This window comes from Amycolatopsis sp. NPDC051106, assembly GCF_040682775.1.
In the GTDB taxonomy this organism is placed as follows: domain Bacteria; phylum Actinomycetota; class Actinomycetes; order Mycobacteriales; family Pseudonocardiaceae; genus Amycolatopsis.
Window position 1 is genome coordinate 19,078 of sequence record NZ_JBFBBQ010000037.1, and the last position, 21,075, is coordinate 40,152.

Sequence of the window (21,075 nt, forward strand, 5' to 3'; positions counted from 1 at the left end):
CACCGGGAACTCCCGGTGCGGCCTCCCCCGACGACGTCACACGCGGATCACTTGACCGGCATCGTCACTTCGTAGATGCGGGTCTGCTGGGCGGCCGCCGCGCGGAAACCGTTGGCCCACAGCGATTCCACCCGCGAGGCTTCTTCCGAGTTCGGGTTCGCGTTGGTACACGACGGGCCGGGGCCGCCACCCGACATCAGCTCCGAGCACGGACCCTCGTAGTGGTCCGGCAGGCCCAGCGCGTGGCCCGTCTCGTGGGCCGTGATGCGGGTCTGGTCGTACTGCCCAGCCTGCGTGTAGTCGATGAAGATCGTGCCGCTGCCGTGGCCGTCCGTCTGCGCGTACGAGCCCTGCGGGTCGTTGCCCTCCGTGTAGTGCAGTGTCGCGCCGGAGGAGCTTTCCTGGAGCTTGACGTTCGACACCGCCGCGTTCCAGTTGGCGGCGCCCGCGTTGATCCGGTCGCGGAAAGTCGGGGCGTCCGAGGTGTCGTAGTAGACGATCGTGGCCGCTTCGGCCCGCGCCGGGGCCGCGAAGGCCGGGGCCGCGGTGAGCGGGGTGGCGATCATCGCCAGCGCGACGGCGGCGCCGGGCAGCAGGTACTTCCTGGACATCGGGACGACTCCTTGCCGTGGGGAATTTGCCGGGTCTGCGCGCGCTGGGTGTCGAACTTACGGAATCGCCCGGCTCTTGTGACCCGACTTTCGTACTGCGTGGCGAACGGTGATTCACCAACCACGACGGAGTCTTGACATGCGTGAGGACGCATACGAGGATGCGCCGTCCGGCTCAGCCGACGGGGTCCGCCAGGGGGATCGTGCCCTCGCGCAGACGCGAGGCACGCCACGCCAGATCGTCCCTGACCAGCGGTTTTCCGCAGCTGTCGCAGGTCGCGCCCGGGCGGGTGAGCTCGCCGCAGGCGACGTGCACGAGCTGCATCGGGCCGGCCGCTTCGTCGGACGACGTGTACGCGTCACCCCACGCCCCGAGCGCGTGCAGCACCGGCAACGCGTCCGAGCCGGCCTTCGTCAGCCGGTACTCGTGGCGGGTCCGGCCGCCGTCGCGGTAGGGGAGCTTCGTCAGCAGGCCGCGGTCGACGAGCTTGGCCAGCCGGGTCGTCAACACGTTGTCGGCGATGCCGAGCTGGCTGCGGAAGTCCTCGAACCGGGTCGTGCCCGCGGTGGCGTTGCGCAGGATCAGCAGCGTCCACGGCTCGGCGAGGACGTCGGCGGCCCGCGCGATCGGGCAGGCCGTGCCTTCCCAGGTGGTGCGGCGGCTCATGAGTGTGATCCCTCCTACCTGACTTGCTTGGAGCAAGTCTACGCCGTACAGTCGGCCATAGCTAGCTTGCAAAGAGCAAGCCAGGTGCGAGAGGAGCTCGTCATGGAGATCACGGGTGCGGTGGCGCTGGTCACCGGAGCCAACCGGGGACTCGGCCGGCGGTTCGCCGCCGAGCTGCTCGAGCGCGGCGCGGCCAAGGTCTACGCCGCCGCGCGCAACCCCGAGTCGGTCGACCTGCCGGGGGTGGTGCCGCTGAAGCTCGACGTCACGGACCCCGAGTCGATCCGGGAAGCCGCGAAGATCGCCGGGGATGTCACGCTGCTGGTCAACAACGCCGGTTCGTCCACCGGGTCGACGTTGCTCGGCGGCTCGCTCGAGAACATCAAGCTGGAGATGGACACGCACTACTTCGGCACCCTCGGCGTGACGCGCGCGTTCGCGCCGATCCTCGAGCGCAACGGCGGCGGCGCGGTGCTGAACGTGCTGTCGGTGCTGTCCTGGTTCACCGCGCCCCAGGTCGCGGCGTACTCCGCGGCCAAGTCGGCGGCCTGGTCGATGACCAACGCGCTGCGCCTGGAGCTCGTGGCGCAGAAGACGCAGGTGACCGCGCTGCACGTCGGCTACATGGACACCGACATGGCCAAGCACGTCGACGGCCCGAAGGTCGACCCGGCGGTCGTGGCCGGGCTCGCTCTCGACGGCGTCGAAGAAGGCCGCTTCGAAGTTCTCGCCGACGACCTCAGCAAGAACGTGCGGGCCGGGCTGTCGGGCGACCTCGCGGGGCTGTACCCGGCACTGGCCGGCTGACGAAACCGATTCCGCGCTTTGTCACATTCGGATGATTTTCGCCGTTCCGGGGTTCTCGGGGACCCCGGAATGCGGGTGGTCCGGCGCCGGGCGTATGAATGTGCGGGTGGCGGAGAAAGTCGAAGCCGGAATCGGCCGGACGAGGAACCGCTGGGGTGAAGGCGAACGGCTGCGCGGGGAAATCCTGGCGGCCGCCGGCCGGTTGCTGGCCGAGCTCGGCGGTGAGGACGGGCTGACGATCCGCGGGGTGGCGCGCGCGGTCGGCATCGCCCCGGCCAGCATCTACCAGCATTTTTCCGACCGCGCGGAATTGGTGCGCGGCTTGCTCGAGCACGAATACGCGCGACTGGCGGAATCGATGCGCGCGGCGGAAGAGACGCTCGGCGAAACCGACGTCGTCGGCCGGGTCCGGGCGCAGATTCACGCGTACTGCGCGTTCGCCATGGAGAACCCCGGGCATTACCGGCTGATGCTTGCGAACGGCGCGTCCCGCGCCGAGCCCGGCGGCCGGGCGGAAGGTCCGCTGCTGGACCTGATCGACCGCCTGGCGGCCGGTTTCGAGCGCTGCGTCGAGGCCGGCCACGCGCTGCGCGTCACGCCGGGCCGGGCGGCGGCGGTGGTGTTCGTCGGGGCGCACGGGCGGGTCGCGCTGTTCCACAGCGTGCTCAACCGGACGGGGGCGGAGATGGTGGAGCCGTTCGTGGACGAGCTCGTGTCGTTGGTGTTCGCCTGATCGGACTGTGGCGAAGTTCCGGGAAGATGCTTAGCATAGCTATGTAAATTTCCGGCAGCTTCGGGAGGTATCCGGTGGACGGCGTGCCCGCGTTTCCGATGACCCGGCAGTGTCCCTTCGATCCGCCCGCCGAACTCGGCGAGCTGCCGCCGGTCTCCCGGGTGCAGCTGTGGAACGGCAGCACGCCGTGGCTGGTCACCCGCTACGACGACGTCCGCGCGGTCCTGCGCGACTCGCGGATCAGCGCCGACTCCGACCGGCCCGGCTACCCGCACCAGAGCGCCGCTTCGGCGGCCCGGCGCAAGCGCGCGAAGTCGTTCATCACCATGGACGGCGCCGAGCACGCGGCCCAGCGGCGCCTGCTCACCGGCGACTTCCTCGTCAAGAAGATGGAGGCGCTGCGCCCGGCGATCCAGCGCATCGTGGACGACCTCGTCGACGGACTGCTGGCCGGCCCGAAACCGGTCGACCTGGTGACGGCGTTCGCGCTCCCGGTGCCCTCGCTCGTGATCTGCGAGCTGCTCGGCGTGCCGTACGAGGACCGGGAACTGTTCCAGGACATCACGAAGGTGATGGTGTCGAGGACGGCGACCCCCGCCGAGGCGGTCGAGGCCACCGAAGAACTGCTCGCGTACCTCGGCGGCCTGGTGGAGAAGAAGGCGTCGGCCCCGGGCGACGACGTCCTGAGCAAGCTGGCGGTTTCCCAGTACGCCACCGGGAAGATGACCGCCGAGGACGTCGCGTCGATGGGCCAGCTGCTGCTCGTGGCGGGCCACGAGACGACGGCGAACATGATCGCCCTCGGCACGGTCGCGCTGCTGGAGAACCCTGCGCAGCTCGAACTCGTGCGCTCCGGCGACGCGGACCTGCTTCGCCGCGCCGTCGAAGAGTTGTTGCGGTACCTGAACATCACGCACACCGGACGCCGCCGGGTGGCGACCGAGGACATCGAGATCGGCGGCGAGGTGATCCGCGCGGGCGAGGGCGTCATCGCGGCGGGCGACGTCGCCAACCGCGACGGCGCGGTGTTCGCGGAGCCGGACCGCCTGGATGTGACGCGCGAGGCCCGCCACCACGTCGCGTTCGGGTACGGCGTGCACCAGTGCCTCGGGCAGACGCTGGCGCGGGTGGAGCTGCAGGTCGTCTACGGGACGCTGTACCGGCGCATCCCGGGACTGCGGCTCGCGGTGCCGGTGGAGGAGCTGGCCTTCAAGGACGACATGCTGGTGTACGGGGTGCACTGCCTGCCGGTCACGTGGTGACCTTCTCGCCGAAGACCATCCGGTGGGCGCGCGCGGTGTCCATGTACTCGCGGACGCGGTGGATGAGCCCGCCCCGGAGTTCGAAGACGAAGCAGTAGTCGTTGGCGTAGTGGTTGCCGTTGGCCAGCGTCGCGGTCATGGTCTCCTCCACGACGACGCGCTCGCCGTCGGCGTGGAAGCCGTGGAAGGTGACGGAGACGTCGCGGACGAAGAAGCGCGGGAAGTCCACGGCGAGAAACTGCACGATCGCATCGCGCCCGACCAGGTGCGACGGTCCGCCGAGCGCGACGGCGGTCGCATTCCCGGCCGGGGCCAGCCATTCGGCGTCTTCGGTGAAGACGGCGGCGATCCGGCCGGCGTCGTGGGTGGCGAACTCCCGCCAGGCGTGCTGGACGATGTCACGGCTCATGGCCGAGAACCCTAGGCGGAACAAGGGGTTCCGGGCTGGCAGGTTCGCGACGTCGTCACACCGCCCGGCGCAGGGCGTCGAGGTCCTCGGTCAGCCGGGCCCGGAGGAACCGGGCCCGGTCCGCGTCGCCGTCCTGCCGCGGGGTCATCTCGACCAGCATGATCAGGTCGAGGTAGACCCGGTACAGCCCGAGCCGCGCCCACGCCGGCATGCCGAACTCAGCCGGGCCGCCCGCCTCGCGGTAGCCCTCCAGCAGTTCGCGGTCCGGGTCGCGGAACAGCGTCAGCGAGACGAACTCCGCCACCGGGTCGCCCCAGAACGCCCGCTCGGCGTCGATGACGCCGGACACGCGGTCGCCGTCGAGGAGGATGTTGCCGCGCCACAGGTCGAAGTGCACCAGCACCGGCGTCGTGACCAGCTCGAGGAGCGGCTCGTGCCGGCGCACCAGGTGCGCGATCTCCGCGGCCGGCCGCGGCAGCTGCACCCGGTACGCGACGGCGTCCGCGAGAACCGCGTCCGCCATGGCCGTGAACGCCGCCGGCCACGTCGGGTGCGGCGGGTCCTGCGGGTAGCCGAACCCGTCGCCGGTCGTCTTGTGCAGCCCGGCGACGATCCCGCCCAGCTCGGTCCGCAGCCGCGGATCGGCGTCGGGCACCTGGGACCACGGCACGCCCGGGAGTTCCGTCATCAGCAGGAATCCCGGCCCCGCGGCGACGACGGACGGCAGCGGACCCGGGACCCGGCGGTAGTACTCCGCTTCCGTGGCCAGGAGGTCGTGCTCGTAGGACAACCCCGGCGCGGACGGCGCGATCTTGAGCACCAGCCGCCGCCCGTCGGCGAGACTCAGCCGGATCGCCGTGTTGTAGGTGCCGCCACCGATGTCCTCGCTCGCCATCACCGAAGCCGGGTCGATGCCCGCCGCCGCCAGAGCTTCTTCCGTGCGCACGGAAGCGAGTCTGCCACTAGCCGCCGAGCTTCTCGCGGGCGTCGGCGAGGTCCTCGGCCGTCGGCGCGTCGTCCTGGGTGAGCGCGCGCCGCCAGTAGCCGGTGAACTCGATCGCGCTCTTGTCGACCCCGCGCTCGCCGACGAGGTGCCGCCGCAGCGACCGCACCATCCCCGCTTCGCCCGCGAGCCACGCGGCCACCGAGCCCGGTCCGAGTGGAACCCCGCGCACGGCTTCGCGCAGCTTGATCCCGTGCGGCGCGCCATTCCGGTGCAGCCATTGAACGGGAAGTGGTTGCTCTTCGCCCGCGTCCGCCACCTCTACGAACACCATCGGATTGTCCACTTCGGACAACAGGGTGGCGATGGCGGGCAGCGCGGTCTCGTCCCCGGCCAGCAGCACCGTGTCCGCCTTCGGCACCGGACGGCGGTAGGCGGCGTCCGGGCCGTAGCGGCCGAGGACGTCACCGACCGCCGCGGTCCGGGCCCACGCCGTCGCCGGGCCGTCGGTGCCTCCGGAGTGCAGCACGAAGTCGACGTCGATCGTCCCGCCGTCCCGGCCGCGCACCGTGTAGCTGCGCATCACCGGCCGCTCGTCCTCGGGGATCGCCAGGTACGCCTGGTACCAGCGCATTACGTCGTCGTCACCCGTCGGCAGCCGCACCGGGCGGCCCGGTGGCGGGAACAGGAGCTTCAGCTGCTGGTCGGGCCACGGCTCCAGGTCGGCCAGCCCGGAGCCGGCGAACGTGACGCGCACGGTGCGCGGGGTCGGCCGCCGCACCGCCGTCACTTCGAGCAGCCCGGTGGGGTTCACGGCTTCCCCAGGTATTCGCGCAGGTGGCGGGCGGTGAGCGTGGAGGCGTGCTCGACGAGTGCGGCCGGGGTCCCTTCGAACACCACGCGGCCGCCGTCGTGCCCGGCGCCGGGGCCGAGGTCGATCAGCCAGTCGGCGTGCGCCATCACGGCTTGGTGGTGCTCGATGACGATCACCGTGTTGCCCGCGTCGACGATCCGGTCGAGCAGGGCCAGGAGCTGGTCGACGTCGGCGAGGTGCAGGCCGGTCGTCGGCTCGTCGAGGATGTAGGTCGAGCCCTTCTCGGCCATCCGGATCGCCAGCTTGAGCCGCTGCCGCTCGCCGCCGGAAAGCGTGGTGAGCGGCTGGCCGAGCGTCAGGTAGCCGAGGCCGACGTCGCCGAGCCGGTCGAGCACCCGCCGCGCGGTGCCGGAGGGGAAGAACTCGCGCGCCTCGGCGACGGACATCGCCAGCACCTCGCTGATGTTCTTGCCGTGCAGCTCGAACGTCAGCACCTTCGGCGTGAACCGCTTGCCCTCGCACTCTTCGCAGACCGACGCGACGCCGGCCATCATCGCCAGGTCGGTGTAGATCACGCCGAGGCCCTTGCAGTGCGGGCAGGCGCCCTCGGAGTTGGCGCTGAACAGGCTCGCCTTGACGCCGTTGGCCTTGGCGAACGCCGTGCGGATCGGGTCGAGCAGGCCGGTGTAGGTCGCCGGGTTGGACCGCCGCGACCCGCGGATCGCCGACTGGTCGACCACGACGACGTCGTCGCGGTGGGCCAGGGAGCCGTGGATCAGCGACGACTTCCCCGACCCGGCCACGCCGGTGACGACGGTCAGGACACCGAGCGGGACGTCGACGCTGACGTCCCGGAGGTTGTGCAGCTTGGCGCCGGTGATGCGCAGCCGGCCCGACGGCTCGCGGACCTGCTCGCGGAGGGTGACCCGGTGGTCGAAGTGGCGGCCGGTGAGCGTGCCGGACGCGCGCAGGCCGTCGACGCTCCCGGTGTAGCAGAGCCGGCCGCCGTCGGTGCCCGCGCCGGGGCCGAGGTCGACGACGTGATCGGCGATCCGGATGGTCTCCGGCTTGTGCTCGACGACCAGGATCGTGTTTCCCTTGTCCCGCAGGCAGAGCAGCAGGTTGTTCATCCGCTCGATGTCGTGCGGGTGCAGGCCGACGGTCGGCTCGTCGAAGACGTACGTGACGTCGGTGAGGCTGGATCCCAGGTGCCGCACCATCTTCACGCGCTGCGCCTCGCCGCCCGAGAGCGTCGCGGACTCGCGGTCGAGGGAGAGGTAGCCGAGGCCGATCTCGACCAGTGAGTCGAGGGTGTCGCGCAGGTTGCCCAGCAGCGGCCGGATCGACGGCGCGTCGAGGGTGCGGACGAACTCGGCGAGGTCGCTGATCTGCAGGGCGGCGCAGTCGGCGATGTTCTTGCCGTCGATCTTCGCCGACAGCGCGGCCTGGTTCAGCCGGGCGCCGCCGCACGCGTCGCAGGTCTTGAAGGTGGCGGCCTTCTCGATGAACGCGCGCAGGCGCGGTTGCAGCGACTCGGTGTCCTTCTGCAGGTAGAGCCGCCGGACCTTCACCGCGAGGCCCTCGTAGGTGATGTTGGTCTTGCCGACCTTCACCTTGCACGGGCCCTTGTGCAGCAGGTCGTCGAGCTGCTCGGGCGTGAAGTCGCGGATCGGGACGTCCGGGTCGAAGAAGCCGCACGAGAGGTAGGTCTGCACGTACCAATTGTCCGGCGTGAAGCCGGGGACCTGGATCGCGCCGTCGTGCAGCGAACGGTCGAAGTCGAGCAGGGCGTGGACGTCGAGGTCGGACACCCGGCCGAGGCCTTCGCACGCCGGGCACATGCCTTCGGGCAGGTTGAAGCTGAACGCGCCGGACGTGCCGACGTGCGGTTCGCCGAGCCGCGAGAAGGCGATTCGCAGCATCGCGTAGGCGTCGGTCGCGGTGCCGACCGTGGAGCGCGAGTTGGCGCCCATCCGCTCCTGGTCGACGACGATGGCCGCGCTGAGGTTCTCCAGCAGGTCGACGTCCGGGCGCGACAGGCTCGGCATGAACGACTGGAGGAAGGCGCTGTAGGTCTCGTTGATCAGCCGCTGGGACTCGGCCGCGATGGTGCCGAAGACCAGGGACGACTTGCCGGAGCCGGACACGCCCGTGAACACCGTGAGCCGGCGCTTCGGGATGTCCAGGTCGATGCCGGTCAGGTTGTTCTCCCGGGCCCCCCGGACCTCGATCACGTCGTGGGTGTCGGCGGCCCGCCTGGGTGAGGTCATACCGTCCTTCTCGATAGTTTAGGCTGTAAAGTGATTCTCGATCGTACAATACTTTAGGGTGTAAGGAGTCGGCAAGGTGGTCGTCTTCGCGGGTCAGGGCGACGCCCGCCGGTCCATGGAACTGCTGTGGGGGCCCCGCGTGGTCGCGCCACGCACGGGCCCTGGGCCGAAGCCGGGCCTGTCCGTCGAGGCGATCGTCGCGGCGGCGATCGACATCGCCGACGCCGAGGGCATGGCGTCGCTGTCGATGCGCGCGGTCGGGGAACGCCTCGGCCGCACGGCGATGGCGCTCTACACGTACGTGCCGGGCAAGACCGAGCTGGTCGACCTCATGTACGACCGCACGCTGGGGGAGCTGCCGTCGTCGTACCCGGTGACCGACGGGTGGCGTGCGGCGGCTTCCTCGCTGGCCGATGAGCTGTGGAACCTGCACTTGCGGCACCCGTGGCTCCTGCAGGTCTCGCCGGCCCGCCCGGTGCTCGGGCCGGGGGAGTTCCACGTGCAGGAGACGCTGCTTTCCGTCCTGGCCTCGACCGGGCTGCCCCTGGCCCGCGTCCGGTGGGTGGTGTCGGCACTGTTCAACATCGTCCGCGGCTCGGTCCAGGCGGCGGCGGAGTCCCGCCAGGCGGCAAGCGAGACGGGACTGTCCGAAGAGGACTGGTGGGGGGCGCGGTCGGCATTGCTCGGGGAACTGGTGCCGGACCTGACGGCCCGCTTTCCGACGGTGTCCCGGCTCGGCGCGTCGGTGGAGGCCGCTTCCGGCGACGAGCCTTACTTGGAGCGCGAGGCGCGGCTGTCGTTCGAAGCGGGGCTGGAGCTGCTGCTGGACGGCGTCGAGGCGGCGATCGTCAAGGCTTCCGGGCCTCGATGAGGAACCGGGTCGTGTGGGCGATGAAGGGGCCGTCGCGCTCGATCTTCTCGTGCAGCTCCCGGAGCTTGCCGCGGTACTGCTCGACCGTGAAGCCCGGGACCATCCAGATCACCTTGCGCAGGAAGTAGACCACCGCGCCGATGTCGGAGAACTCGGTGCGCAGGGACTCCGACCGCAGGTCCGTCACCTCGAGGCCCGCTTCCGAAGCCGCCTTCACGGCGTGGTCCGGATGGCGGCTGTTCCTGGTTTCCGCCGGCTGCGGGCCGAGGAAGAACTCGACCAGCTCGAACACGCTCGCCGGCCCGACCTGCTGGGAGAAGTACGCCCCGCCCGGACGCAGCACCCGGGCGATCCCGGCCCAGTCCGTCGTCACGGGGTGGCGGCTGGAGACGAGGTCGAACACGTCGTCGCCGAAGGGGATTCCCTCGGTGGCCACGACGACGACCCCGCGCGGACGCAACCGCGCCGACGCCCGGGCGACGTTCGGCGGCCACGACTCGGTCGCCGCCATCAGCGTCGGCAAGGACGGGCAGCCGTCGAGGACTTCACCGCCACCGGTCTCCAGATCGAGCGCGGCGTGAACGCCCGCGAGCCGTTCGCCCAGCAGCCGCTGGTAACCCCAGGACGGCCGCTGTTCGGTGGCGCGGCCGTCGAGCCAGGAGAAGTCCCAGCCGTCGACGGACACCGCGGCGGCTTCGGCGACCAGTTCGTCGAACATGCCCCGATGGTCACAGGGCCGCCAGTGGCCCGCCACCCGATTTCCGCTCCGGCGGCGGTGGCACCGGCTTGGCCAGGGCGACCGCGGAGAAGTCGACGACGACCGGACCGCGCCGGGTGTCGACCGTGCACGTGGTTTCGTCGCGGGCCACGAGGTACCCGAGAGCGTCGGTGAACCCGCCTTCGATCCGATACCGGACGACGACCCGCGTCCCGAGCGGCAGTTCCCGCAACAGCTTCACAGCCGCGCGCTCAGCTCGTCGTCGGACGGCTCGACCAGGAACGTGCCGTCGTCCCACACGATGGTCGGGATCCGGCGCGCGCCGTCCTGCAGCTCGCGGACCCGGCGCTCGGCGTCCGCGTCGGCCTCTACGTCCACATAGGAGTATTCGACGCCCTCGCGGTCGAGCAAGGCCCGGCTGCGCTTCACGTCCGGGCACCAGGAAGCGCCGTACACCGTCAAACTCACGAAACAACCTCCGAAACAGCGTCGGGAACGGGCGAAGGGTGCCCCAAATCGGTCAGCCAGCCGCGGAACACCCGGTGCAGCGCCTCCGCCCCGACGACCTCGCCGAGCGGCGGCAGCTCCCGCGGGTGCACCACGAACCCCCGCTGCTGCGGGCCGCCCAGCCCACCGTGCGAGCCCACGTGCGTCTCGAACGGCGATGCCTGGTCCGAGTCCGGGTCGTAGCGGCTGTTGATCATCACGTCCGCGCAGTGCGGGAACGTGTCGACCCGGCGGATCAGGTCCGCCGCGTGCGGGCCGTACGGCAGCAGCGGGTCCTCGCCGATGACGACGCCCGTCGCCAGCCGGTGGAGGCCGTCGCGGCCCAGGACCACCGGGCCGAACTCGCGGCTGCGCACCAGCAGGAACCCGACGCCCGGATGATCCACCAGCGACGGCAGCAGGTCGGGGAACTCGCGCTCGATCGTCTCCAGCTCGACGCGTCCCTCGTGCTCGGTGAACGACACCATCGCGACGTGCCCGGACACGACCACCACCACGCCCGGCGCTACGCGGGTCACCGCGCCCGGCGAGCCGGACGTCGTGCGCGGCCGGTTTTCGGCGCACTCCGCGTCCTCCACCCGGGCGCGTAGCCGGCGCGCGATCAGGCCGCCGCTCTTCGTCGCTTCCGCCAGCGCCGCGTTGATCTGCCAGCTCTCGGCCTGCCGCCGCTTGCCCGAAGACGCCGTTGCCGGCGACGGCGAGCCGCCGCACATCCGCCCGACGTACGCCTCGATCGTCTCGCCGAACCGCTGTGAGAAGGCCTGCCCTTGCGTCTGGCCGTGGTCCGACAGCGCCACGACGTGGTAGCGGCGCGGGGCGAGCCGCGAAGCCCGGTGCAGCCGCGCGATCTGCTGGTCGATCGAGCGCAGCACCGAAAGCGTGTCGAACCGCTCGATGCCGGAGTGGTGCGCGACCTCGTCGTAGCCGAGGAAGTCCGCGTACACCACCGGCCGCCCGGCCAGCATGTCGCCGAGGATCGCCGACACGACGACGTCGCGCGCGATCACCGTGGTGCCCGGCCGGGCCAGCGGGTACCAGCCGCCGCGCGAGACCCGCGGTACGACGCCGGCGCGGCGCTGGCGGACCGACGCGCTGATCTCGCGGAAGACGTCGGCGAGCGCGACGACGAACGTCCGGAGTGCGTTGATGGGGTTCGCGAAGTAGGCGTAGTAGCCCGCGCCGAGCCGGTCGCGCTGGTGGTGGCGCAGGCCTTTCGGCACCAGCACCGGGATCGAGCTCATGGTGAGGCTGACGTGGCCGGCGTCGCCGGAGAAGAGGTTGCCGCGGCTCGCGCCGTCGCCCGACAGCAGGCCGCGCCCGTCGGAGTGGCGCCGCTCGATCTCGGCCGCGTCGGTCGGGTGCGCGCACGCCATCACGTGGTCGCGATCCTTTTCGTACCAGCGGAAACCGAGGATGTCGTGGTTGGAGCCGTGCAGGATGCCGCAGACGCTCGCCCCGGTCTGCGAGCTCCAGTCGGTGTGCCACGGCGTCAGCGTGTGGCTGCCTTCGGAGAGCCAGGCGGCGAACGTCGGCATGTCGCCGTCGCGGATCGCGCGGCGGACGGTGTCGAACCCGAGGCCGTCGATCTGCAGGAAGACGACACCGGCCGGCTGGTCGGCATCGCCGGGCGCGGCGGCGTGGCGACGGCGGCGGCGGTTCGCGCGGCGGAAGAAGATCTCGTCCTCGTCGATGGCCAGCCCGGCCGAGATGAGCGCCCCGACCCCGGCCATGGCGACGGTGACGATCACCGCCGTCCGGAAGCCGACCAGCTCCACGCCGGGCACCGTGTGGAACACGGCCAGGGTGCCCGCGCCGAGCAGCAGGAACCCGAAGAGGCCGAACGTGAAGAACGCCAGCGGGTACGCGATGCGCATGACCAGCGGCCAGCCGACGCCGGCTAGCAGGCCGAGCAGCAGCGCGCAGACGGTCGGCTGCCACCAGTGCGTCATCCGGAAGCCGGGCAGGAGGACGTCGAGCAGGCGCAGCGCGCCGGTCACCGCGGCCCACACCAGCAGAACGCGGGCGACGGCCCGGCCACCGCGCAGGAGCCGGCCCTTCGGCGCGGACGTCGTCACACTCGCTCCCCCGTCTTCTCCTTGGCCTTGCGCCGCCACCGGGCGATCAGGTTCATCAGCACCGTGACGAGCAGGACCAGCACCGTCGCCAGGACCGTCGCGATGATCGGCGAGTCGAAGATGCCGCCGCTGAGGATGCCGAGCAAGCTGTACGCCGTCGCCCAGAGCACGCACGCGAGCAGCGCGGCGGGCAGCAGGCGCCGCCACGGGTAGCTCAGCGCGGCGGCCGCGAGCAGCACCGGGATCCGGCCGGCCGGGACGAGCCGGCCGATCACGACGAGCTGCCAGCCGCGGCGGGCGAACTGGTCACGGGCCTTCTCGAGCCGTTCGGCGGGCTGGCGGCGGCTGATCCAGCGGAACGCGGCTTCGCTGCCGAGGCGCGGGATCCCGAACGTCACGACGTCGCCGACGTACGCGCCGAGCGTGGCCAGGACGATGACCAGCGGCAGGGACAGGTGGTCGGTGGTGGTCGCGACGGCGGCCGCGGCGCCGACCACCGCACCGGTGGGCACGATCGGGATGACCGAGCCGAGCAGCACGCCGCCGAACAGCGCCGGGTACCCGATGGCGGCCGGGTCGGTCCAGTTCACGCGCGGTCCGTCGCGGTCGGGAGGACGACGTCGGCGCCGGGCTCGGTGAACAGGACTTCGGTGGCGATCTTGGTGTTGCGCACGTGAGCGGCGAACTCCCGCGGCGGGTCGGCGAGCAGCCGCCGCATCCGGGCGGTGCGTTTCAGGCCGGGGACGGCGAGGGTGCCCCAGTGGACGGGCACGGCGGCGCGGGCCTGGACGACGGCGGCGGCTTTCGCGGCGCGGGCCGGGTCGAGGTGACCCGGCCCGAGGTTCGGCCCCCAGCCCCAGACGGGCAGCAGGGCGACGTCGACCGGGCCGAAGCCCGCCATGCCGTCGAAGAGGTCGGTGTCGCCGGCGTTGTAGATCTTCGTGGCCGGGGTTTCGATCAGGTGCCCGATCGCGGGGCTCTGTGGGCCGTGGGTGAGCCGCGGGCCCCAGCGGTGTCCGGAGTGGACGGCTTTCGTGGCGGTGATCTTCAGCGCGCCCTCGGTGAGGGTCTCGCCGGGCGCGATTTCCTCGACGTTCTCGAAGCCCTTCTTGGCGAGCCAGGCCCCGGCCCCGCGCGGGACGACGATCCGGGTGCGCTTGCCGAGCAGCTTGAGCGAAGGCAGGTGCAGGTGGTCGCCGTGCAGGTGCGAGAGGAGGACGAGGTCGACGTCCGCGTAGGCGCCGGGGGCGGGTACGGGGACAACGCGGGTCAGGCCGCCGACGCGCGCGGTGAGCACGGGATCGGTCAGCACGACCCGGCCGGCGAGTTCGAGCCGGACGGTCGAATGGCCGAGGAAACGCAGGTTGAAGCCGCTCACGCTGTCGAGTATCGCCCTCGCGCGAAACGATCGCCCCTCGGAGTGGCGCGAACAACGCCCTTCAGCGACCGGCGGCTCGGGCACGCCGGGCCCGGCGCACCGCGAGCCGGACGCGGAGGCGACGGCGGGCTCGGCGCCACCGGGCGCGCAAGTCCGTGCGGAGGGCCTGCTCCGCCGCGTCCGGCAGTCCGGCCGCGCGGAGCAACCGGGCGATTTCGCACTGCTTCGGCGACGGGGATCCCCGCACCTCAGCGACCGGCGGGCAGCAGGGACGAGATGCGCAGCGACGACGTCCCGATCCCCGTCGGCCCGCCGAACGTGCTTCCCGCCATCGGGTGGTACCGCAGCTCCGCCTCCGTGTACCGGCCGACGTTCTCGTGCCAGTTCACGATCCCCGCCATCCAGTTCCGGAACTCCTCGACGTACTCCAGCAGCATCTCCTGCACGTCCGGGGCCACGGCGTAGTCGCGGAACAGCGCGGGCAGCTCGACGGTCGCCGCGTGCGTGAACTCCGCCAGGCGCGCCGCCATCAGGTCGTTCACCACCTCGAACGCGCGGTCCTCGGGGCAGTCGAGGAAGTTCCGCACCACGAGCACCGCGTTGTGCAGCTCGCCTTCGTACTGGATCTCCTTGCGGTACGAGTAGAGGTCGTTCACGAAGCACGCGTAGTCGGTCGCCGAGTGCTCGATCGCCTGGACCGGCCGCGTCCGGTACAGCTCCGGCGGTACCGCACGCCCGTGCCCGAACCGCGACAGGCTCATCGTGAGGTCCGAGCCGAACGTCCGGCGCCGCATCTCGACGTAGTCGATCGGGTCCGGGATGCGGTTCTGGGCCTGGTTCACCAGCTCCCAGAGCCAGCTCGACGTCATCGAGTCGACCGCGCGCCGCACCACGAGGCGGTTCTCCGGGGGCATGTCCGCCGTCGTCCGCGCCCAGACGTCGGCCAGTGCGACTTCCAGCTGCGTCGACGGCGTGGCCGATCCCTCCATGACCGACGACAACCGCAGGTTGCACGCCTTCGCGCCGGCGAGGTCACGCGTCGCGCCGAACATCATCGGGTAGTAGTCGTCGGCGTACGTGCCCCAGGTCAGCCAGTCGCTGGTGACGTCGAGGCCGTCCGCCGTCGCGTCCGGGTCGATGCCCGCCGCGCACAGCGCGAGGTCGGCCGCGCGCAGCCGCCGCTCGTCCCACACCACGCCGTCGAGCAGGCCCGTCCGCCGCGCCCAGTCGACGTTCCGGCGGCGGCAGGCGTCCAGATGCGGGCTCAGCCGCAGCGGGAACGGCGGTGCGATCGACGGCCGGGGCGCGGAAACCGTCCGGAACGGCGTGGCCGAAAACGACCGCAGCCGCTGCGGGGCCGTCGCGAGCACCGAGCCGAAGATGCGCGCCGCCGACGTCCCCAGGCCGGTCGCGCCGCCCAACTCCGGGCCGCCTCGGCTTTCCAGCGCTCCCTCGTTCATGTACCGGCTGGACCGCAGGTGCCACTCGTGCCCGCCGGACTGCCAGTCCTGCAGGCCCTTGACGTAGGCGAACGTCGCCGCGCGGGCGGCCGGGTCGACGCCGTGCTCGTCGAACAACCCGGGCACCTCGGTCAGCGCGGTGTGCTCGAACTGGTGCAGCCGCGAGGTGATGAGGTCGTTGACGGCGTCGGCCGCCTCCTGCGTCGTGAGCCCGAGGAACTTCTCGAACACGAGCACGCCGTTGGACAGCTCGCCTTCGTCCTGCACCTCCCGCTGGTAGGAGAACAGGTCGTTGCGGAGGTGGACGCTGTCGGCGAAGCAGTCGCGCAGCACCTCGAGAGGCCGCGACGCGGCGATCTCGTCCGGCACTTCGGCGTGCACCGAGTGCTCGACGAGGTTCGCCGACCACGGCGCGCCGCCGACCTTCCGCCGCATCTCGACGTACTCGATGGGGTTGGCGAGCCGGCCTTCGTTGATGTTGGCCAGCTCCCACAGCGACTCTTCGAGCAGCGCCTTCGTGCTCTCGATGAACCGGCGCCGCCAGCCGGCCGAGCGGTGCGGGATCGTCCGGTTCCACAGGTCGGTCAGGCCGCGCTCGACGGGGTTTTCCGGCGTCGCGGTGATCTCGCCTTCGGCGGGCATGAACAGGTCGAGCCGGTCGAGGTAGGTGCGCGCGCTGTCGATGTCGCCGGTGCGCTTGTACAGCTCGAGGAAGTGGTCGTCGAAGTAGAAGACCCAGACGTACCAGTCGGTGATCAGGTCGAGCTCGTCGGCACCGGCGTCGGGGTGGGTGTAGGCGCAGAGCAAGGCGTAGTCGTGGGAATCGAGGTCGTGCTCGTCCCAGATGACGGTGCCGTGCTGGGGGACGTCGATCATGTCCATCCCGTACGCCCACGCCTTGCTGTGCGCGCGGGCCCGCTCGAGGTGCGGGTTCACCCGCGCCGGGTAGGGCATGTAGAACTCGGGGAGGACGAACGGCTGCTGAGGCACCCCGTGAGGCAACCAAACGAGGCCGGGGCCCGCCAAGGGAAGCAGGCCGGATGCACACGAACGGGCCGGGCGCATCCCCCGGCCGGCCCAGCGGTGTGCACGGGCCGGTCGGCACGCGGCAGTCCGCCGTCGCACGATGGAGGACGTACCCGAGGCGAGGAGAGCCCGATGACCGAGACCCGAGTGGTCGACAACCCCGACGAGAGCCGCTACGAGGTTTGGGCGGGGGACAAGCTGGCGGGGTCCGCGTACTACGACCAGCGCGGCGACCTGACCGTGTTCACCCACACCGAAGTCGACGACGCGTTCGCGGGACAGGGGCTGGGCAAGGCCCTGGCGGCCGGCGCGCTCGACGACGTCGTCGCGCGGGGCCGGACGATCGTGCCGGTCTGCCCCTTCATCGCCGGATACCTGAAGAAGAATCCGGGCTACGAGGACCACGTTCGCTGGCCGAAAGGGTGAGTGTTACGCGGAGCGAGACAGCGTCACGGGCCTGAGTTGAGAGGTATGTCCGGATCTGCTGGTTATTAACCAACCTTAGTCGGTGGTGCGTTGGTTGCTCGGCAACGAAAGTGACCGGCGCAGGCTTCGAACCGGCAACCTGGAGGAAGTTGATGACTCCCCGGAAAACCGCCCTCAAGACCTTCGCCGTCTTGTCGGCCGCCGCGCTGACGTCCGGCGTGTGCGCGTCGGCGGCCACTGCGTCCCCACTGGCCTTCTCCGAACTGCAGGCCACCGCCGTCAGCAACGCCACGCAGGTGGCGAGCACCCTGGGTGCCACGTCCGGTGGCATCTACCTGGAGAACGGCAAGGCCGTCGTGAACGTCACCGACGACGCGTCGGTCCAGAAGGTGCAGGCCGCCGGCCTGACCGCGAAGAAGGTCAAGCACACCTTCGCCGCGCTCACCGGCGTCAAGAACCAGCTGGACGCGGTGAAGAACGTGCCGCAGACCGCGTGGGGCATCGACACCAAGACCAACCAGGTCGTGGTGAAGATCTACGACGCGGCGAGCAAGGAGACGTCCGACAAGGTCGCCGCGGCCGCCGCGAAGTACGGCGACAGCGTCCGGGTCGAGCACCGCACCGGCAAGCTCGAGCTGCACATCGCCGACGGCGACGCGATCCAGAACAGCCAGGGCCGCTGCTCGCTCGGCTTCAACGTGACGCGCGGCGGGGAGCCTTTCCTGCTCACCGCGGGCCACTGCACCAACCTCGGCGGCACCTGGGCCGGCGGCGACGTCTCCGGCGCGCAGGTCGTCGAGAGCGACTGCCCCGACGCCGACTCCGGCCTGCTGACCCGCCCGAACGGCACCGGCCCGGGCGAGATCAACACCGGCCAGGCGATCACGAGCGCCGCGGAGCCGACGGTCGGCGAGCAGATGCAGAAGCAGGGCTCCACCACGGGTGGCGGCAGCGGCGAGATCACCTCGGTCGACGAGTCGGTCAACTTCGACGTCGGCGTCCTGAACCACGAGTTCGGCACCACCGCGCACACCGACCACGGTGACTCGGGCGGCCCGGCGTACGACGGTTCGAAGGGCCTGGGCACGCTGTCCGGCGGCGACACCGTGACCAGCTACTTCTACCCGCTCACCCTGGAGCTGCAGGCTTACGGCCTCGAGCTCGCCTGACAGTTCACGACCCGCGAGGGCTCCTTCACACGCGTCACAATGCAACACCGCAGCGCGAAGCGCTTCCGTTGAGGGCGGCGGTGGGGGCATGGGCGGAGGGTGAAGGAGCCCTCGCTGCTGTTCAGAGCCGCTTCGCGCGGTAGACGGCGTCGGTGTGGTGACCCTCGCCGCGCGTCTCGCAGGTCTCGACGATCCACTCCCAGGCGTCGCCGAGGTAGGTCGTGATCTCCTCCGGCTCGAAGAACAGCTCCTCCGGCGGCTTTTCGCCGTCGAAGTCGCGTGTGGCCTTCGGCGAGTGCCCGACGACCAGCAGCGAGCCGCCCGGCCGGATCGCCGCGGCGGCCGCCGTGAAGACGTCGCGGCGCAGGTCCGGTGGCAAGTGCATGTACTGCGCGGAAATGAGGTCGTACCGGTCTTCCGGCTGCCACTTGAGGATGTTGCGGTGCAGCCACCGGACGGTCACGCCCGCCTCGGCGCCCGCCTCTTCCGCGCGGGCGAGTGCGACGGTCGAGATGTCGACACCGTCGACCGTCCAACCGTGCTTCGCCAGCCAGATCGCATCGCCGCCTTCGCCGCAGCCCAGGTCGAGGGCGTGCCCGGGTTTCAGCCCTTCGACCTCGGCGCTCAGGTTGGCGTTGACGTTCCCGCTCCAGATCCGGTGCTCGTCGCGCTGGTACATCGCCTCCCAGAACTCCTGCTTGAGCAGGTTCTCGACGGTGATGGGCTGGTCGTGCGGCATGGTTCCTCCTCGGTGACGTCCTCAGCATGCGGAGGTCGTCACCGAAGAAGCAAATTGCGTTGCTGATCCGGCAACTCGGGCCAAGCCCGCGAGGTGGTGTTCCGGTCGGCGGGAAAGTCAAGCGGGTAACGGCTTTCCTCGGCGAAGATGGCGCCATGAGCGAACAGCGGGAAGTCGTGGTCACCGGGGGCGGCACGGGCATCGGGCTGGCGATCGCCGCCCGGTTCGCGGCGGCGGGCGAGCGGGTGACCGTCACGGGGCGCCGCAAGGACGTGCTGGAGGCGGCCGCGGAACGGATCGGCGCGCGGGCGGTGTCGTTCGACGCGAGCGACCCGGCGGCGGTGCAGGCCGCGCTGGCGGAACTGCCGGCGCGGGTGGACGTCCTGGTCAACAACGCCGGTGGCAACACCGATCGCGTCCGGGAGGCACCCACGGACCTGGCCGGGGTGGCGGACGCGTGGCGCGCGAACTTCGACGCGAACGTCGTCTCCGCCGTTCTCGTGACGACTGCGTTGAAGCCGCGCTTCGCGGACAACGTGCGGGTTGTGACTCTCGGCTCTGTCGCGGCGAAGCAGGGCTCCGGTTCCTACGGTGCGGCGAAAGCGGCGATCGAAGCGTGGAACACCGACCTGGCGCGGCAGCTCGGCGCCACCGGCACGGCCAACGTCGTCGCCCCGGGCGTCATCCTCGACACGGAGTTCTTCCACGGCACGCTGACCGAAGAATGGCTCAGCTCGCGGATCTCCGTGGCGCTCAACAAACGGGCCGGCGCGCCGGAAGAGGTCGCGGAAACCGTGCAGTTCCTGGCTTCGCCGGGAGCCGGTCACGTCACGGGACAGGTCGTGCACGTGAACGGCGGCGCTTACGGGGCCCGCTAGGCCATCCGGGTCGGAAGTGGGTCGAACGTCCCACGACGGCACCGGTTCTCTCCATGGTGGAAAGGGACCTGACCACCGGAAGAGAGGTGTGATCCGCCGTGACGGCAGCATCCGAAATCCCGGCCCTCCCCACGGCACGACCGGCCGGATGCCCGTTCGACCCGCCCGAAAACTACGCCACGCTGCGGGAAACCGCGCCGACGTCGCGGGTGCGCTGCCCGGCCGGCATGGATGCCTGGCTGGTGACGCGGTACAGCGACGTCCGCGCGGTGCTCGCCGATCGCACGATGAGCTCGCGCGGCGCGTCCTCGGTGCACGTCCACCCGGACGCCGACCTCGACGAGGAGGTCAGCCCCGGCTCGATCATCCAGCTCGACGGCGCCGACCACTCCCGCATCCGGAAGATGGTGATCGCGGAGTTCACCGTGCGGCGCGTGGAGGCGATGCGCGGCTACGTCCAGGAACTGGTGGAGAGCCACCTCGACGCGATGCTCGCGCGCCCCGGCCGCGCCGATCTGGTCGAGGACTTCGCGTTGCCGATCCCGTCGCTGGTGATCTGCGAGCTGCTGGGCGTCCCGTACGCGGACCGTTCGCGGTTCCAGCGGCAGAGCGGGTTCCTCGTCAGCACCGACGCCACGCGCGAGGAAGGGCAGCAGGCGTACGACGAGCTTTCCGGGTATCTGGCGGAGCTTTTCGACGACAAGCGGCGGAATCCGCAGGACGACCTGTTCAGCAGACTGATTTCCCGCGGTGCCGCCTCCGGTGATCCGCTGACGATGGAAGAGCTCGTCGTGCTCGGGCTGAGCCTCCTGGTGGCGGGCCACGAGACGACGGCGAACATGATCGCGCTCAGCACGCTGGTGCTGCTGGACCATCCCGCCCAGCGCGAGATCGTGCTTTCCGCGCCGGACCGGGCGGTCGAGGAACTGCTGCGGTACCTGTCGGTCGTCCAGTTCGGCGTGCTGCGCTACGCGACCGCGGACGTGCGGGTCGGTTCCCGGTCGGTGAAGGCGGGGGAGTGGCTGGTGGCGGCGCTGAACTCGGCCAACCGCGACGAAGAGCTGTTCCCCGGCGGCGACAAGCTTGACTTCCACCGGGAGTCGCCGCGCACCCACGTCGCGTTCGGTTTCGGTGCCCATCAGTGCATCGGCCAGCAGCTGGCCCGCGTCGAGCTGCAGGAAGCGCTGACGCGGCTGTTCCGCCGGGTGCCGGACCTGCGGCTGGCGGTGCCGCGGGAGTCGTTGGCGTACAAGCACAACACGCTGGTCTACGGGGTGCGGGAGCTGCCGGTCGCCTGGGGGTGAGAATGGCG

General features: G+C 70.9%; 22 protein-coding genes. 8 read left to right on the forward strand and 14 right to left on the reverse strand.

Going from position 1 to position 21,075, the window contains the following annotated elements; genetic code table 11:
• Positions 1-47: 47 nt before the first annotated feature.
• Together AB0M83_RS25880 and AB0M83_RS25885 are read right to left on the reverse strand one after the other, a co-directional pair.
• Positions 48-611, reverse strand: a complete 564-nt coding sequence (locus AB0M83_RS25880; protein WP_364520952.1) for a snapalysin family zinc-dependent metalloprotease — start codon at positions 609-611, stop codon at positions 48-50.
• A 175-nt stretch (positions 612-786) separates the two neighbouring features.
• Positions 787-1,278, reverse strand: coding sequence for a helix-turn-helix domain-containing protein (locus AB0M83_RS25885; protein WP_364520953.1), 492 nt, complete (start codon positions 1,276-1,278; stop codon positions 787-789).
• A gap of 102 nt (positions 1,279-1,380) precedes the next feature.
• On the opposite strand from AB0M83_RS25885, the gene AB0M83_RS25890 reads away from it, so the two are divergent.
• From AB0M83_RS25890 to AB0M83_RS25900, 3 genes are all read left to right on the forward strand, one after another.
• A complete protein-coding gene (locus AB0M83_RS25890) occupies positions 1,381-2,085 on the forward strand; it encodes an SDR family oxidoreductase (RefSeq protein WP_364520954.1) in 705 nt (234 codons plus the stop codon).
• Between the two features lie 169 nt (positions 2,086-2,254).
• Complete coding sequence (locus tag AB0M83_RS25895; RefSeq protein ID WP_364521014.1) at positions 2,255-2,818, forward strand: TetR/AcrR family transcriptional regulator; 564 nt, start codon at positions 2,255-2,257, stop codon at positions 2,816-2,818.
• Positions 2,819-2,916: 98 nt separating this feature from the next.
• Positions 2,917-4,080 (forward strand): cytochrome P450, encoded by a 1,164-nt coding sequence (locus AB0M83_RS25900; protein WP_364521015.1) that lies wholly within the window; start codon positions 2,917-2,919, stop codon positions 4,078-4,080.
• On the opposite strand, the gene AB0M83_RS25905 is transcribed toward AB0M83_RS25900, so the two are convergent.
• From AB0M83_RS25905 to AB0M83_RS25920, 4 genes are read right to left on the reverse strand one after another with little or no spacing between them, the layout of a single operon-like run.
• Positions 4,070-4,489: a nuclear transport factor 2 family protein gene (locus AB0M83_RS25905; protein ID WP_364520955.1), complete on the reverse strand. Its 420-nt coding sequence runs from the start codon at positions 4,487-4,489 to the stop codon at positions 4,070-4,072. The two genes, AB0M83_RS25900 and AB0M83_RS25905, sit on opposite strands and share 11 nt — an antisense overlap.
• Positions 4,490-4,544: 55 nt before the next feature.
• Positions 4,545-5,435, reverse strand: coding sequence for an aminoglycoside phosphotransferase family protein (locus AB0M83_RS25910; RefSeq protein ID WP_364520956.1), 891 nt, complete (start codon positions 5,433-5,435; stop codon positions 4,545-4,547).
• A 16-nt stretch (positions 5,436-5,451) separates the two neighbouring features.
• Positions 5,452-6,246: a siderophore-interacting protein gene (locus AB0M83_RS25915; RefSeq protein WP_364520957.1), complete on the reverse strand. Its 795-nt coding sequence runs from the start codon at positions 6,244-6,246 to the stop codon at positions 5,452-5,454.
• Entirely contained in the window at positions 6,243-8,516 is a 2,274-nt protein-coding gene (locus AB0M83_RS25920; RefSeq protein WP_364520958.1) for an excinuclease ABC subunit UvrA, read from the reverse strand. Before AB0M83_RS25920 ends, AB0M83_RS25915 begins: the two co-directional genes overlap by 4 nt.
• Before the next feature lie 76 nt (positions 8,517-8,592).
• On the opposite strand from AB0M83_RS25920, the gene AB0M83_RS25925 reads away from it, so the two are divergent.
• Positions 8,593-9,387 carry a TetR/AcrR family transcriptional regulator C-terminal domain-containing protein gene (locus AB0M83_RS25925; RefSeq protein ID WP_364520959.1) on the forward strand — a complete coding sequence of 265 codons (795 nt, stop codon included), beginning with the start codon at positions 8,593-8,595 and terminating at the stop codon, positions 9,385-9,387.
• Here AB0M83_RS25925 and AB0M83_RS25930 read toward each other — a convergent pair.
• The 7 genes from AB0M83_RS25930 to AB0M83_RS25960 form a co-directional block, all read right to left on the reverse strand.
• Positions 9,365-10,105, reverse strand: coding sequence for a methyltransferase domain-containing protein (locus AB0M83_RS25930; RefSeq protein WP_364520960.1), 741 nt, complete (start codon positions 10,103-10,105; stop codon positions 9,365-9,367). The two genes, AB0M83_RS25925 and AB0M83_RS25930, sit on opposite strands and share 23 nt — an antisense overlap.
• Positions 10,106-10,115: 10 nt before the next feature.
• Positions 10,116-10,346: a ferrous iron transport protein A gene (locus AB0M83_RS25935; protein WP_364520961.1), complete on the reverse strand. Its 231-nt coding sequence runs from the start codon at positions 10,344-10,346 to the stop codon at positions 10,116-10,118.
• On the reverse strand, positions 10,343-10,573 hold the full coding sequence (locus AB0M83_RS25940) for a glutaredoxin domain-containing protein (protein ID WP_364520962.1): 231 nt from the start codon (positions 10,571-10,573) through the stop codon (positions 10,343-10,345). Before AB0M83_RS25940 ends, AB0M83_RS25935 begins: the two co-directional genes overlap by 4 nt.
• The gene (locus AB0M83_RS25945) at positions 10,570-12,687 is read right to left on the reverse strand and encodes a phage holin family protein (protein WP_364520963.1); all 2,118 of its coding nucleotides are present in this window, start codon (positions 12,685-12,687) and stop codon (positions 10,570-10,572) included. Before AB0M83_RS25945 ends, AB0M83_RS25940 begins: the two co-directional genes overlap by 4 nt.
• Positions 12,684-13,277, reverse strand: a complete 594-nt coding sequence (locus AB0M83_RS25950) for a VTT domain-containing protein (protein ID WP_364520964.1) — start codon at positions 13,275-13,277, stop codon at positions 12,684-12,686. Before AB0M83_RS25950 ends, AB0M83_RS25945 begins: the two co-directional genes overlap by 4 nt.
• A complete protein-coding gene (locus AB0M83_RS25955) occupies positions 13,274-14,065 on the reverse strand; it encodes an MBL fold metallo-hydrolase (protein ID WP_364520965.1) in 792 nt (263 codons plus the stop codon). The genes AB0M83_RS25950 and AB0M83_RS25955 overlap by 4 nt, the downstream gene beginning before the upstream one ends.
• Positions 14,066-14,313: 248 nt before the next feature.
• Positions 14,314-16,479 (reverse strand): germacradienol/geosmin synthase, encoded by a 2,166-nt coding sequence (locus AB0M83_RS25960; protein ID WP_364521016.1) that lies wholly within the window; start codon positions 16,477-16,479, stop codon positions 14,314-14,316.
• 204 nt (positions 16,480-16,683) lie between these two features.
• Here AB0M83_RS25960 and AB0M83_RS25965 point away from each other — a divergent pair, with 204 nt between their 5' ends.
• Together AB0M83_RS25965 and AB0M83_RS25970 are read left to right on the forward strand one after the other, a co-directional pair.
• Positions 16,684-16,977 (forward strand): GNAT family N-acetyltransferase, encoded by a 294-nt coding sequence (locus AB0M83_RS25965; RefSeq protein ID WP_364520966.1) that lies wholly within the window; start codon positions 16,684-16,686, stop codon positions 16,975-16,977.
• A gap of 152 nt (positions 16,978-17,129) precedes the next feature.
• Positions 17,130-18,146, forward strand: a complete 1,017-nt coding sequence (locus AB0M83_RS25970) for a S1 family peptidase (protein WP_364520967.1) — start codon at positions 17,130-17,132, stop codon at positions 18,144-18,146.
• Positions 18,147-18,267: 121 nt separating this feature from the next.
• On the opposite strand, the gene AB0M83_RS25975 is transcribed toward AB0M83_RS25970, so the two are convergent.
• Entirely contained in the window at positions 18,268-18,885 is a 618-nt protein-coding gene (locus tag AB0M83_RS25975) for a class I SAM-dependent methyltransferase (RefSeq protein ID WP_364520968.1), read from the reverse strand.
• 155 nt (positions 18,886-19,040) lie between these two features.
• Here AB0M83_RS25975 and AB0M83_RS25980 point away from each other — a divergent pair, with 155 nt between their 5' ends.
• Together AB0M83_RS25980 and AB0M83_RS25985 are read left to right on the forward strand one after the other, a co-directional pair.
• On the forward strand, positions 19,041-19,763 hold the full coding sequence (locus tag AB0M83_RS25980; protein WP_364520969.1) for an SDR family oxidoreductase: 723 nt from the start codon (positions 19,041-19,043) through the stop codon (positions 19,761-19,763).
• A 98-nt stretch (positions 19,764-19,861) separates the two neighbouring features.
• Positions 19,862-21,067: a cytochrome P450 gene (locus AB0M83_RS25985; protein ID WP_364520970.1), complete on the forward strand. Its 1,206-nt coding sequence runs from the start codon at positions 19,862-19,864 to the stop codon at positions 21,065-21,067.
• Positions 21,068-21,075 lie beyond the last annotated feature (8 nt).